Origin of the sequence: Streptomyces sp. 5-10, assembly GCF_014712245.1 — a bacterium.
Taxonomy (GTDB): domain Bacteria; phylum Actinomycetota; class Actinomycetes; order Streptomycetales; family Streptomycetaceae; genus Streptomyces; species Streptomyces violaceusniger.
Window position 1 is genome coordinate 1 of sequence record NZ_JACVYG010000106.1, and the last position, 13,084, is coordinate 13,084.

11 protein-coding genes, 1 other RNA gene and 2 pseudogenes are annotated in these 13,084 nt (G+C 70.7%); 8 read left to right on the forward strand and 6 right to left on the reverse strand.

The window, feature by feature from the left end; all coding sequences use genetic code 11:
* The coding region (locus IEJ02_RS46680) for a bifunctional RNase H/acid phosphatase (RefSeq protein ID WP_223865564.1) at positions 1-750 on the forward strand (750 nt) is incomplete at its 5' end.
* A 315-nt stretch (positions 751-1,065) separates the two neighbouring features.
* On the opposite strand, the gene eda is transcribed toward IEJ02_RS46680, so the two are convergent.
* The 3 genes from eda to IEJ02_RS46695 form a co-directional block, all read right to left on the reverse strand.
* Positions 1,066-1,725: a bifunctional 4-hydroxy-2-oxoglutarate aldolase/2-dehydro-3-deoxy-phosphogluconate aldolase gene (eda, locus tag IEJ02_RS46685; RefSeq protein WP_137977716.1), complete on the reverse strand. Its 660-nt coding sequence runs from the start codon at positions 1,723-1,725 to the stop codon at positions 1,066-1,068.
* Between the two features lie 913 nt (positions 1,726-2,638).
* Positions 2,639-3,442: a peroxide stress protein YaaA gene (yaaA, locus tag IEJ02_RS46690; RefSeq protein ID WP_191070339.1), complete on the reverse strand. Its 804-nt coding sequence runs from the start codon at positions 3,440-3,442 to the stop codon at positions 2,639-2,641.
* 483 nt (positions 3,443-3,925) lie between these two features.
* A complete protein-coding gene (locus IEJ02_RS46695; RefSeq protein WP_191070340.1) occupies positions 3,926-5,587 on the reverse strand; it encodes a glycoside hydrolase family 13 protein in 1,662 nt (553 codons plus the stop codon).
* A 541-nt stretch (positions 5,588-6,128) separates the two neighbouring features.
* Here IEJ02_RS46695 and IEJ02_RS46700 point away from each other — a divergent pair.
* The 3 genes from IEJ02_RS46700 (at position 6,129) to IEJ02_RS46710 (ending at position 7,328) form a co-directional block, all read left to right on the forward strand.
* Positions 6,129-6,704, forward strand: a complete 576-nt coding sequence (locus IEJ02_RS46700; RefSeq protein ID WP_191070345.1) for a Uma2 family endonuclease — start codon at positions 6,129-6,131, stop codon at positions 6,702-6,704.
* 39 nt (positions 6,705-6,743) lie between these two features.
* Positions 6,744-7,148, forward strand: an RNA gene (gene rnpB / locus IEJ02_RS46705) — RNase P RNA component class A.
* A 24-nt stretch (positions 7,149-7,172) separates the two neighbouring features.
* A complete protein-coding gene (locus tag IEJ02_RS46710; protein ID WP_369075667.1) occupies positions 7,173-7,328 on the forward strand; it encodes a hypothetical protein in 156 nt (51 codons plus the stop codon).
* Positions 7,329-7,429: 101 nt separating this feature from the next.
* On the opposite strand, the gene IEJ02_RS46715 is transcribed toward IEJ02_RS46710, so the two are convergent.
* The 3 genes from IEJ02_RS46715 to IEJ02_RS46725 all read right to left on the reverse strand — a co-directional run bounded on the left by IEJ02_RS46715 (position 7,430) and on the right by IEJ02_RS46725 (position 10,097).
* Positions 7,430-8,320 (reverse strand): helix-turn-helix transcriptional regulator, encoded by an 891-nt coding sequence (locus IEJ02_RS46715; RefSeq protein ID WP_191070341.1) that lies wholly within the window; start codon positions 8,318-8,320, stop codon positions 7,430-7,432.
* 236 nt (positions 8,321-8,556) lie between these two features.
* On the reverse strand, positions 8,557-9,360 hold the full coding sequence (locus IEJ02_RS46720) for an SDR family oxidoreductase (protein WP_191070342.1): 804 nt from the start codon (positions 9,358-9,360) through the stop codon (positions 8,557-8,559).
* A 563-nt stretch (positions 9,361-9,923) separates the two neighbouring features.
* Complete coding sequence (locus tag IEJ02_RS46725) at positions 9,924-10,097, reverse strand: ATP-binding protein (RefSeq protein ID WP_275562909.1); 174 nt, start codon at positions 10,095-10,097, stop codon at positions 9,924-9,926.
* A 267-nt stretch (positions 10,098-10,364) separates the two neighbouring features.
* Here IEJ02_RS46725 and IEJ02_RS50625 point away from each other — a divergent pair, with 267 nt between their 5' ends.
* From IEJ02_RS50625 to IEJ02_RS46750, 4 genes and pseudogenes are all read left to right on the forward strand, one after another.
* Complete coding sequence (locus IEJ02_RS50625; protein ID WP_317986099.1) at positions 10,365-11,213, forward strand: tyrosine-type recombinase/integrase; 849 nt, start codon at positions 10,365-10,367, stop codon at positions 11,211-11,213.
* 43 nt (positions 11,214-11,256) lie between these two features.
* Positions 11,257-11,439, forward strand: a pseudogene (locus tag IEJ02_RS46735) (helix-turn-helix domain-containing protein); the annotation flags it as partial.
* 294 nt (positions 11,440-11,733) lie between these two features.
* A complete protein-coding gene (locus tag IEJ02_RS46745) occupies positions 11,734-12,072 on the forward strand; it encodes a GNAT family N-acetyltransferase (RefSeq protein WP_191070344.1) in 339 nt (112 codons plus the stop codon).
* Positions 12,050-12,964 (forward strand): annotated as a pseudogene (locus tag IEJ02_RS46750) (IS5 family transposase). Before IEJ02_RS46745 ends, IEJ02_RS46750 begins: the two are co-directional and overlap by 23 nt.
* The last annotated feature ends 120 nt before the right edge of the window (positions 12,965-13,084 follow it).

Consider the following 13,084-nt stretch of genomic DNA (forward strand, 5'->3'; position numbering starts at 1 on the left):
GACGACGCCCTCGCCGAGCCCGCCGCCGCGGGGGCGGCCGCTACGGGGGCGGCCGCTACGGGGGCCGCCGCCGCGGGGGCCGTCGTCGCGGGGGCCCCGGCGGTGGGCTGGGGCTCGGCGGACCTGGGCACCCCCGCCACGTTCGTCCTGCTCCGGCACGGGGAGACCCCGCTCACCCCCGAGAAGCGCTTCTCCGGCAGCGGCGGCACCGACCCCGAACTCTCCGACGTGGGCCGCCACCAGGCCGAGCGGGTGGCGGCGGCGCTCGCCGCACGCGGCACCATCCAGGCCGTCGTCGCCTCACCGCTGCGGCGCTGCCGGGAGACCGCCGAGGTGGTGGCCCGCCGCCTGGGCCTGGACGTCCGCGTCGAAGACGGGCTGCGGGAGACGGACTTCGGCGCCTGGGAGGGCCTGACCTTCGCGGAGGTCAAGGAGCGCTACCCGGACGACCTGGACGCCTGGCTGGCCTCCACGGAGGTGGCCCCCACCGGCGGCGGCGAGAGCTTCGCGGCGGTCACGCGCCGGGTCGCGCTCTCCCGCGACAAGCTGATCGCCCGTTACCCGGGCCGTACGGTGCTGCTGGTCACCCATGTGACCCCGATCAAGACCCTGGTCCGGCTGGCCCTGGGCGCCCCGCCGGAGTCCCTGTTCCGCATGGAACTCTCGGCGGCCTCGCTGACGGCGGTGGCGTACTACGGGGACGGGAACGCGTCACTGCGGCTGCTGAACGAGACGGCGCATCTGCGGTAGGGCGTGCAGGTCGCGGTAGCGGTAGCGGTGAGGGTGCGGGCGTATCGACTGGCGGCGGCTGTGACGGTGCGGGTGTGCCGGTCGGGGTAGCCGTGAGGGTGCCGGTTGCGGCGGTTCTGTCACGGTGCTGATCGCGGCGGCTGCCACGGTGCCGATCGGCGGCGGCTGTGACGGTGCTGATCGCGGCGGCTGTGACGGTGCGGGCGTGCCGGTCGCGGTAGCCGTGAGGGTGCCCACCGGTGGCGGCTGTGACGGTGCCGACCGGCGGCCGCTGTCACATCGCGGTCAGTACATTGCTGACTGCGGTGGCCGCCGTCACCGCCGCAGGGCCGCCGCCTCCCGGGCCAGGGACTCGACCCGGGCCCAGTCGCCCGCCTCCAGCGCGTCCGGCGGCAGCATCCACGTGCCGCCCACGCAGCCGACGTTGGGGAGGGACAGATACCCGAGGGCGTTCGAGGCGTTGACCCCGCCCGTCGGGCAGAAGCGGGCCCGGGGGAGCGGCGAGGCGAGCGCCTTCAGATACGCGGTGCCCCCGGCCGCCTCCGCCGGGAAGAACTTCATCTCCTCGACCCCGCGCTCCAGCAGCGCCACGACCTCCGAGGTGGTCGAGACGCCCGGCAGATACGGCAGCCCGGACGCGTCCAGCGCCCCCAGCAGCCGGTCCGTCCAGCCGGGCGTGACCAGGAAGCGCGACCCGGCGGCGACGGCCGTCTCCACCTGCTCCGGGGTCAGGACCGTACCGGCGCCGACGACCGCGTCCGGGACCTCGTCGGCGATCGCCCGGATCGCGTCCGCGGCGGCGGGTGTCCGGAAGGTCACCTCGATCGCGGGCAGCCCGCCCGCCACCAGCGCACGGGCCATCGGGACAGCGGTGGCTACGTCGTTGACGATGACCACGGGGATGACGGGGGCGAGGTCGAGCAGCGAGGAATCCGGGGTACCGGGGGAGGGCGCGGTGCTAGTCACGGCGCCCATCCTGCCTGTGGTGCGGCGTGTAGCGCAATGGCGGTTGCGCACGTCGCAACGAGGTGGGTGTGGGGGACGGCCAGGAGCAGCCGCGGACCCGCCGAGCCCGCCGTCCGGCGCCGTACCGCCCAGCGGGCGTGCCGTGCAGCAGCCGCGCGTACCGCTCAGCGGGCGGGGCCGGGTGCGGATGTTGCCGGGCTTCGCCGTCCGGCGCTGTACCGTCCAGCGGGCGTGCCGGGCGGCAGTCGGGCCGCTCGGCAGCTGCGGGTACCGCTGAGCGGGTGGGCGGGGCCGGGCGCCCCCACGGCCGGGCCGGGCTTCGCCGTCCGGCGTCGTACTGTCCAGCGGGCGTGCCGGGCGGCAGGCCGGGTTGCTCAGTAGCTGCGGGTGCCGCTCAGCGGGCGGGGTCGGGTGCGGACGTTGCCGGGCTCCGCACGTCCGGCGTCGTACCGTCCAGCGGGCGTGCCGGGTGGCAGACCGGGTTGCTCAGTAGCTGCGGGTGCCGCTCAGCGGGCGGGGTCGGGTGCGGACGTTGCCGGGCTCCGCACGTCCGGCGTCGTACCGTCCAGCGGGCGTGCCGGGTGGCAGACCGGGTTGCTCAGTAGCTGCGGGTGCCGCTCAGCGGGCGGGGTCGGGTGCGGACGTTGCCGGGCTCCGCACGTCCGGCGTCGTACCGTCCAGCGGGCGGGCCGGGCGGCAGACCGGGCTGCTCGGCAGCCGCGCGTACCGCTCAGCGGGCGGAGCCGGGCGCCCCCTACGTCCGGGCCGGGCCTGGCCGGGCAGCGAGTGGGCCGGGCCCGGTAGTGCCCCGCTGTTGCTCGGGGTGGGCCAGGCGCACCATTCCGGCTCGGGGTGCCGGGGCGCGGCCCGGGCAGCGCCCCGCTACAGCTCGAAGCGGCCCGCACAGCGCCCCGGTGCCCACCTACAGCTCCGTCACCACCACATCCAGCCCCCACGCCCGACCCGCCCGCTCCGGCGGCGCCGCCTCCACCACGTACCCCAGCCCGCGCAGCGCCGCAACCAACTCGCCGGGGCCGTCCGGTTCGGCGCCCGCGGTCAGCAGGTCCCGTACCATCCGGCCCTTCGTCGCCTTGTTGAAGTGGCTGACGACGGACCGCTTCTCGACCCCGTTCACGATCTTCGACTGGAGCACCCGCACCGTCGCCGTCCGCTCGGCGACCGCCCCCTTGGGCTTCCACGCCGCCGCGTACGCCGCCGAGCGCAGGTCCAGTACCAGCCCGTCCCCGGCGGCCTCTGGAAGCACCTCGGCCATCGGGGTCCGGGTCCGCCAGTAGGTGCCGAGCGCGCCGAGCCCCGGGAGCTTCACGCCCATCGAGCAGCGGTAGGAGGGGATGCGGTCGTCGATCCGTACGGCGCCCCACAGCCCGGAGAAGACCAGCAGCGACCGCTTCGCCCGGCGGCGGGCGGCAGCAGGCAGGGTGGCCAGGCCGAGCGCGTCGTACAGCACACCGGTGTAGATCTCCCCGGCGGGCCGCGCCGCGGCCTCCCGCAGCGCCGCGTTCTTGGCGATCTCACCGCGCAGCCCCTCGCTGAGCCCCAGCACCTCCGCGGCCTTCCCCTCGTCGCCCGAACACAGCGACACCAGCTCGTCCAGCACCTCCGCCCGCGCCTCGCCCAGGCCCGGCAGCGACAGCGATCCCAGGTCCAGCGGGGACCCGGAGCCTCCTGTGGCCTTTCCCTCGGACGGGGGCAGCAGCACGAGCACGGTCTCTCCTCGAAGGTCGAACGGTCGTTGGCGACGGGGTGCGGGGCGGGCCCGGCAAACCGGGCCCGCCCCGCACCGCAGCCTACGGCCTCCGGCCAACCGCCCCGCAGCCCACGGCCTCCGGCTACGGGGTGTCCGCCGTGCGGCCAGGGCATCGCCCTGGACCCCGGGGGCCGACGAGCCGACCGTCGCCGCCCTGAACACCTGCACCGGCGGGCTGCTCGCGGTCGGCACCCCGGCACCCCGGCACGCCGGCACGCCGGCACCCCGGCACGCCGGTGCGGCGGACGACCGGGCGGACGCCCGCGCACATCCGGGCCGCCCGGCCGGGGGTCTGGGGCGGAGCCCCAGTTGAGGGAAGGGGCGGGGAGGGGAAAAGCAGCCCCGCCGCAGGGGGAAAGCAGCCCAGCCGTAAGGGGNAGCAGCCCCGCCGCAGGGGGAAAGCAGCCCAGCCGTAAGGGGAAAAGCAGCCCGCCGCACGCGTCACGCTCCGTCGGACACCCCCTGGCGGAGCCAGACCGTCGTCCACGCGGGCACCCGCCCCCCATCGAGCGGACCGCTCGCCAGCACCACCTCCAGACCCTCCGGCAGCGGCACCGAAACCGCCGACAGATTGCTGAGGCTGTGCCAGCCGGTGGAACGACGGAAGCGCAGCACCCCCGCGCTCAGCTCCTCCACCGAGCCGACCCACTCCACGCCCTCGTCCCCGCCCAGCGCACGGCGCAGCCGCAGCGCCTCCCGGTACAGCTCCAGCGTGGAGCCCGCCACCCCGTCCTGCGCCTCGACCGACAGCTCGCCGAAGTACGCCGGCTGCGGCAGCCAGGAACCCCCCGCGCCGAAGCCGAACGACGGGCCGGACCGCGTCCACGGCAGCGGCACCCGGCAGCCGTCACGGCCCTTGATCCGCCCGCCGCTGCGCTCCCAGGTCGGGTCCTGGAGCGCCTCCCGGGGCAGATCGGCCACCTCCGGCAGGCCCAGCTCCTCGCCCTGGTACAGATACGACGACCCCGGCAGCGCGAGCATCAGCAGCGTCGCGGCACGGGCCCGCCGCAGCCCCAGCTCCCGGTCGGCCTCCGGCTCCCGGCCGTCGGCGAGCAGCCACGCCTCCCGCCCCGCCCGGCTCAGCTCGTCGGGGAGCGCCAGCCGGGTGGCGTGCCGGATCACATCGTGGTTGGAGAGCACCCAGGTGGCCGAGGCACCGGCGGTACGGGCCTCGTGCAGCGCGCTGTCGATGGCGGTGTGCAGCGCGGGCGCGGACAGCGGGGTGTAGAGGAAGTCGAAGTTGAACGCCTGGCCCAGCTCATCGGGGCTGGCGTACGGCGTGCGGCGGGAGTTGCGGACCCAGGCCTCGGCCACGGCGATCCGCGGCGGGTCGTACTCGTCCATCACCTTGCGCCACTCGCGGAAGATGCCGTGCACCTCATCGCGGTCCCACAGCGGATGGCTGCCGTCCTCGGGCAGTTCGTCCGGGTCGTAGCCGCGCACGTCCCCGATGTCGCGCAGCGGTTCGGCCAGGTCCTTGGCCAGGCCGTGGGCCACGTCGACGCGGAAGCCCGCCACGCCGCGGTCGGACCAGAAGCGCAGCGTGGTGAGGAAGTCGGCGCGCACCTCCGGGTGGTCCCAGTTCAGATCCGGCTGCTCGGGCGCGAACAGGTGCAGGTACCACTGCCCGTCGGGCAGCCGGGTCCACGCCGGGCCGCCGAAGCAGGAGATCCAGTCGGTGAGCGGGAGCGAGCCGTCCGGGCCGCGCCCGTCGCGGAACACGTACCGGTCGCGGGCGGCGGAGCCGGGCGCCGAGCGCAGCGCCTCCTGGAACCACGCGTGGTCGCTGGAGGTGTGGTTGGGCACGATGTCGACCATGACCTTCAGCCCGAGCCGGTCGGCCTCGGCGACCATCCGGTCGAAGTCGTCCAGGGTGCCCAGGCGCGGGTCGACATCGCGGTAGTCGGCCACGTCGTAGCCGCCGTCGGCGAGCGCGGACGGATAGAACGGGCTCAGCCAGACGCAGTCCACGCCGAGGTCGGCGAGGTACGGCAGCCGGGAGGTGACACCGGGCAGATCGCCGATGCCGTCCGCGCCTGAGTCGGCGAAGCTGCGGGGGTAGATCTGGTAGAAGACGGCCTGCCGCCACCAGTGGTCGTTCATGGTGTCCTCGCGGTGGTGGGTTGTGTCAGAGCGGGACCGCCGTCGTGGACGTCGGGTCCGCGAGCCAGGACGGGCTTCGGTGTCAACGCTTCGGTGTCAACGCTTCGGTGTCTTCGGTGTCGATGCCGCGCGTATGGTCCGCCGAGCATGCCACGGCGGACTCGGGACGGGGTAGGGCGCCGTTGGGCCGAGTCCCCGTGCGTCGGCGGCCCCCCCGGCGCGTCGTTCCCCCGAGGAGCACCGCCCCGCCGGTGTCGCCTCGCGCAGCGCGGCGAGCAGCGCCCGGGGTTCGTCCGGGTGAGAACCTGACCGTCCGCGTCCCGTCGTACTCGCCGGTGAGCGGGCCGCCGAGCACAGGGGACCGTACGACGCGGGCGGCGTGCGATGGCGCGCGCCACCGGCCACGGCCGGTTGACGCACGCACTGCCCGGCGCGGGGGCTTCTGTGACACGATCGAGTGAGGAAGGCCCTTTCCGCCGGGTATCGACCCCCTCGGTACCTAGGCTGGCGGCGAGACAGGGAAGAGGGTGGCATGAGCGCCATGGCACACGAACCGCTCACGCAGGACCACGACCACGTCCTGTTGGAGGGTTTCTTGGCCCTGGATACGCCGGAAGGCTTCCGGGCCGAGCTGATCGAGGGGGAAATCGTTGTGACACCGCCGCCGGACGGGGACCACGAGGATCACATTGACCTGATCGTTGAGCAGGTGTACAGGCGATCTGCCACACCCATGCAGTTCTCCGGAAACAAGGGCCTCACGGTCCCGCGCGGCGGTCTGTGCGTGCGGAACCATATGATCCCGGACGGTACCTTCGCGCCTAGGGAGCTGCGGCTCTTCCGCGGCGCCGAATCCTGGATGCCCTGCGAGGGCGTGTCCATGGTCGCCGAGGTCACCTCGACCAAGCCGGAGCGGGACCGCAAGGCCAAGCGCCACTGCTATGCGCGCGGTGGTATCCCCCTCTACCTCCTCGTCGACCGGGACAACAGCGATGTGACGCTCTTCAGCGACCCGGAGAACGGCGACTACCGTCAGCACGTCACGGTCCCCTTCGGCAAGCAGCTCGACCTGCCCGCTCCCTTCTCCTTCGCGCTGGAGACGACCGACTTCGTCTGAGCCGCCCCGCCCGCCGGGTATCATGGTCAACACGGCGGACGAGCCGGCCGGGCGGTCGCGTCGGGGCCCTCCGGGCCCCGCCGAGGAACGTCCGGGCTCCACAGGGCAAGGTGGTGGGTAACGCCCACCCGGGGTGACCCGCGGGACAGTGCCACAGAAAACAGACCGCCGGACGCCGCGAGGCGACCGGTAAGGGTGAAACGGTGGTGTAAGAGACCACCAGCGTCCGGGGTGACTCGGACGGCTCGGTAAACCCCACCTGGAGCAAGGTCAAGAGGAGCCGCCGCACGGCGGCTCTGCGCGGACGATCGAGGGCTGCCCGCCCGAGTCCGCGGGTAGACCGCACGAGGCCGACGGCAACGCCGGTCCTAGATGGATGGCCGCCTCCCCGAGGGCCGCGAGGCCCCCGGGAGACAGAACCCGGCGTACAGGCCGACTCGTCCGCCTTCGCACCCAGTCATCTGCGTCGTGCTCGGCTGCGAGATCGGCGACCTGCTGATCCCCGAGCCGGACAGGGTCCGCCGACCCGGCGAGGAGACCAGCCAGCAGGCCGCAGTCGCGTCCGGCCCGTCTCCGACGGTGGTGTCACGCCGGCGGGACGGCCGGTCGCTGCCGCCGATGTGACCGGCCAGGACGAGAGGACGACTCGCTGGTGCTGGATCCTGACACCTGCTCGAACTGCCTGGCCTGGGGTCTGCTGTTCATGCGGTGGTGCGGGGGCCGTATCAGCTGAGTGCTTGAATCTCGGTCGCCAGCCTCTCCTGGCTAGCCGCCCACGACGCCAATAGGGCCAGACCGTCCGCGGTCGCCGTGCCAGCGGGCGCGGTGTAGACGTTCAGGAGCAGGCCGGGTTCGGCAGGCATCTCCATCGACTCGACGTCCAGGTCGAGCTGGCCCGCTACCGGATGGTGCAGACGCTTGCGTCCGGACCGGTGCAGCCGAACGTCCTGAGATGCCCACCGCTGCCGAAATAGTTCACTGCGTGTTGACAATTCACCGACTAGGGCGATCAACTCCTCGTCGTGCGGATTGCGGCCGGCTTCCATGCGTAGCTTCGCGGCCACATCGCAGGCGATGCGGTCGTAGTCGATGAAGAACGCTTTTGCCGCTTCGGGATCTAGATACACGAACCGCGCGGTGTTCGCCGGGCGTCGCGTGTCGGCCAGCACCGGTGAATACAGCGCGCGGGCAAGTTGGTTCATGGCCAGCACGTCATAACGGCCGTTGCACATCCAAGCCGGCGCATTGGTGATGGCGTCGAGCACCTGCTGGAGCGCCGGACGCACCGTCACGGCGGGTCGCCGGCGGCGTGGACCGCTGGGCGCCCCGGACCGCCGCGCAAGGTGGAATAGGTGATCGCGCTCGGCCTCGTCAAGTTGCAAGGCAGAGGCCAACGCGTCGAGCACCCCGTCGGAGGCGCCGGTGAGGCTGCCGCGCTCCATACGCACGTAGTAGTCGACCGATACCCCTGCTAGTAGAGCTACCTCTTCGCGACGCAGACCTTTGACCCGGCGGTTGCCGCCGTAGGCGGGCAGTCCGGCCCGCTCGGGCGCGATCCGCGCCCGACGCGAGCGCAGGAATTCCTTGATCTCAGTGCGCAGATCGATCGTGGCCACCCCTTCACCCTAGGCCCTGTCCGCAGGTGAAGGGAGGTTCTGCTGGTACCCCGACGGCTACGCACCCCCTCACACGTGGCATGCGCCCAGCGTCGTAGCAGGAAAAGGCCGCGTCGACACCTGGATACCCGAGCGCCCGGCGCGGCGCCCCGCAGATGCGGATCGGGACCCGGGCCCAGGCGTACTCCCGCGATCACGAGGGCCCGTCGGCCGCTGGCAGAGCCTCGCGCCGACGCCTAGGTACCCGATGCGGTCGTGGCGATGCCGCCGTCGATCGGGATGATGGTGCCCGTGAGGTAAGACCCGGCCCGGCTGGCGAGGAACACGGCGATACCTGCCATGTCGTCGTCGCGGCCGAGCCGGCGCAGAGGGGCCTTCGCCGCGATCGTGTCGCCGATGGCATCGAGCGTGGACGCCATCATCTGCGACGGGAACGGTCCTGGGGCTACCGCGTTCACCGTGACGTGCTGTGGGCCCAGTTCTCTGGCAAGCACTCTGGTGAGTTGATGGAGTGCCGCTTTGCTGCTGGCGTACGAGTAGTTGGGCGACTCGGCGACGTGGATGGCGGCGATACTGCCGATGTTGATGATCCGCGCGGGATCATCGGCGGTGCCCGCCTTGCGAAGTGCGGGGAGCAGCGCCTGCACCAGCCAGAACGGCGACTTGAGGTTGAGGTCGATCACTGCGTCCCAGGCCTCGTCCGGGAACGTCTCCAGCGGCTCGCGCCACATCGCTCCCGCGTTGTTGACGAGGATATCCAGGCGTTCCGAGTCGACCTTGACAAGATCAGCGAGGCGCTGACACTCGTCGTACCTGGACAGGTCGGCGGGGATCGCTTGAACGTCGCCGAATTCGGACAGTAGATGCTGTGCCTCCGCGCACGCGTCTGCCTTGCGTGAGCTGATAATGACGCGGGCGCCCGCCTGTAGAAGGCCGCGCGCTATCATCATCCCAATGCCCCTGGTGCCGCCAGTGACAAGTGCGTACTTCCCACGCAGATCAAAAAGGTCTGCGTGAGTGGTGAACTGGTTGTCCGCCATTGGTCTTCGTTCCTTCTGCCGTGGAAGCATGTGCTGACACGGTCGCGCGTCCGGTGCAGCTGAATTGAACTGATGGGGGTAAAGCTGCAGTGCGTGTCCATGGAGTGTTGTCGGCGCTTTCGTTCAGGGCGCCTGGGACGGGTTCTCGGGCGGCCGCCGTGCGCGCCTCCCGTGGATCCGTTACTTCTCCTCCGTGTAGCTGGGAGCCGACTCAAAAAGGTTGACAGGCGTCCTGGATGTCTGGGAGACCCTGGTGATACAGGTACTGTGAGGGCCCCCTTGCCTGGTGCACTGGCTCACGCTGCCACAATCCCCTCCTGCACAGTCATTTTCTTGATTGCTTTGATCTGTATTGCGACCCGGCATCGTCGTCGTGAATCGACCTGTTAGCCACCCGCCCCACCAAGGTCTCCAACTCCGAGGCCATTCACATCCAGCACCACAATCCAAGATCATGCACCATCAGCACCACCCAAGTGCCGTTGCAGTACCAATCCCTGTCAACGCCTCTCGAATTTTGATGCCCTGAGGTCTCCGCAAAATTGACCCCTCTGCGGTCGTTGTCAGTTCTCGCCCATGTTTTGCTGTTGATGGCGAATGAGGTTGCGGCGTTGACGAGTGCGGTAGGAGCCGCCGGTGAGGGTGAGGACCTCGGCGTGGTGGACCAGGCGGTCGATCATCGCGGCGGCGACAACGTCGTCGGAGAACGTCTCGCCCCAGCGATCTGGGGCTGGCACTTGTTCCCTCACAAGAGTGGCCGCTGCCACCTGCCCGTATCCTGTTCCTGGGGTCCTCGTCGGTTCTCGCGGTGGCGCGCCCGTTTTCCAGGTGCTGCCTTGACCGTTCAGGTGTGAGGAAGGTGTGCCGGTGACCGAGGCGAGACTGCAGGTGTCATCGCGGGTGGGGCCATCCCTCAAGAACCGCTGGCGACAGACCCGTGGCAGTTCCAGACCGCATGCGTCGACGCGTTCGTCGCCTCGTGGCGGGCCCGCGGGTTCAGCCCGGTGACCATCGACAACGACATCGGCCTGCTGGAGCGAACCCTCGCAGCCCTGGGCCGGCTCGCGTGGGAGTTGACGCCGGAGGACATCGATCGTGTGGTCGGCGACCTCGCGGTGAAGGGCCGGACGACCTCGATCCGGCGCGAATATGTGCAGATCTTCAAGTTGCACCGGTTTCTGCAGGCCCGTAAGGCGGCCGAGATCGAGGCGGCGTTCGGCGTCCGGCCGGTCTGCCCGGTCGACGAGTTTAACGCCTCCCGGCATGTCGGCGACGACTCTCCAGCCTTGGTGCCGTCGCCGACACCGGAGCGGGTGGCGGAGTTCTTCGACTTCATGAAGCAGCGGATCGCGACCGCGGGGAAGTACGGCCCCGCCGCCCGGGACTATGCGATGTTCCGGACCCTGTATCACGCCGGGATTCGCTCGGAGGAGGCATCGCTGTTGGAGAGGCCGGATGCGCACTTCAACCGCGGCCCGTTCGGTAAGCTCCACGTCCGTTTCGGCAAAGGGGCTCACACCTCTGGGCCGCGGCCGCGCTGGGTGCCCATGCTCGACGGCCTGGACCTGGTGCTGCGGTGGTTCCTGGAGGATATGCGGCCCAAGTTCCCGGACTCTCCGGTGCTGTTCACCGACGAGTCCGGCGGAGCCCTGCATGGCGGGACCATCCGCAACCGGCTCCGCTATCTCATGGAGCTCGAAGGGCGCCTTTCCGCGGATCGGTTCAGCCCGCATGCCCTGCGGAGGGCCTGCGCGCCCCACAACTACGAACGCGGTGACCAGTACGTCAGGCCTCTGCGACGTTCGTCGAGGATGCCTATCAGCGGGCAGTGTCCACCACTATCGCGGAGCTGACCGGGAAGGACTCCTCGGCATGAAGATCCGATGGCGGCTTCGGATGACTGCCGCTCAACGCGAGGTGTGGACCGGCACCGAGCTGCGGCGACTGCTGGCCGAAAGGGCCGGCCTGGAGCTGTCCTCGGCGTCGGTGTCCGTGCTGTTCACCAAGGAACCGTCGCAGGTGAAGATGACCACGCTGGCGGCGTTGTGCACCGCGCTGGAGTGCACCCCCAACGACCTCATCGAGGTCGACACCACCCCCATCGAGCGGCCCGTGACCGTCGAGTCCGCCCAGCAGCGGTGGCGGGCCGTGAACGCACCCCATCTCGTCGCCCTCGTCCGCGCCGGGGCACGCTTCGAACGCGGTCACCTCATCGAGCGGCCCCAGGAGAGGGCGGCATGACGGCCATCGGCCTGCGGCTGGCCACCGCCGCGGACAGCGAGTACTGCTTCCGGCTACACAAAGCGGCCATGGGCGCCTACGTCACGGCCATCTGGGGCTGGGACGAGCAGGCCCAACGGGACTTCCACGCCCGTGTTCAGCCCCGGCCAGTGGCAGATCATCACCACCGAAGGCGCCGATGCGGGCATGCTCCACGTCGAGCACCGGCCGACGGAGATCTACCTGGCGCGGATCGAGCTCCACCCCGACCACCAGGGACGCGGAATCGGCAGCCAGCTCATCCGCAGCCTCCTGCTCCAGGCCCGCCAGCAGGGCCGGGACCTCGCCTTGGACGTCCTCGTCGTCAACCAGCGGGCCCAGGCCCTCTACCGGCGACTGGGCCTGCACGAAGTCACTCGCCACGGCGACAACGACATCAAGATCAGGATGTCCACCAAGCCGCCTCAGCCTGGCCCGATCCACAGATCTTGACAATGACTCGCCGCTGCCAGTGAGCAATAACCGCTACGGCTGGTGGCGGGATCACCGCCAGGTGATCAACGGAATCATTCACCGGCTCAGTACTGGGCTGCAGTGGCGTGAACTGCCCGAACCCTTCGGCCCGTGGAAGACGGTTCACAAGCGGCACTTGCTGTGGTCGGCCGACGGCACCTGGGAGCGGCTCCTCCAGCACATCCAGGCCGCCGCCGATGCCGAGGGCGACCTCGACTAGAACGTCAACATCGATTCCACTTCCGTGCGGGCTCACCAGCACGCCGCCGGCGCACCCAAGAACCCGCGCTCCACCAAGCTCCTCAAAAGGGGCTCTGCGAAGATCAATTCTGCTGCGCGCGCACATCACCCTGGGGTTCCTGCTGGAGGAGGCGGTGCGCCAGGTGAAGCCCTTGGCCGCTCCCGCGGCGGACTAACGACCAAAATCCACCTGGTTGCGGAGGGCCGCTGCCGCCCGCTGTCCCTGCTCGTCACCCCGGGACAACGGGCGGACTGCACCCAGTTCGAGCCGGTCATGGACAAGATCCGCGTTCCCCGCGCGGGGCTCGGGTGCCCCCACCGCACCCCGGACAGCGTGAGCGCCGACAAGGCGTACAGCAATGGCAAGATCCGCGTCTACCTCCGCAGGCGCGGTATCCGGCACGTGATCCCGGAGAAGAAAGACCACAAGGCCGCCCGCCTGCGCCGGGGGTCGTGTGGCGGACGACCCCCGGGCTTCAACAAGGACCGGTACAAAGATCGCAACACGGTGGAGCGGGCCATCGGAAAGCTCAAACAGTTCAGAGCCGTCGCCACCCGCTACGACAAGCGCGGTTACGTCTATCTCGGCACCGTCACCGCTACCGCCCTCCTCGTTTGGCTCCGATCGTGACTGGAGCCAAAACCCGGGCGGGGCGGTTGGTCCCTCGGCAGGGATGGTCCGTCGGCTCAGGAATCAAGCACGGCGGCGATGGCTTCGATCTCCACGAGCTGGCCGTCATAGCCGAGCACG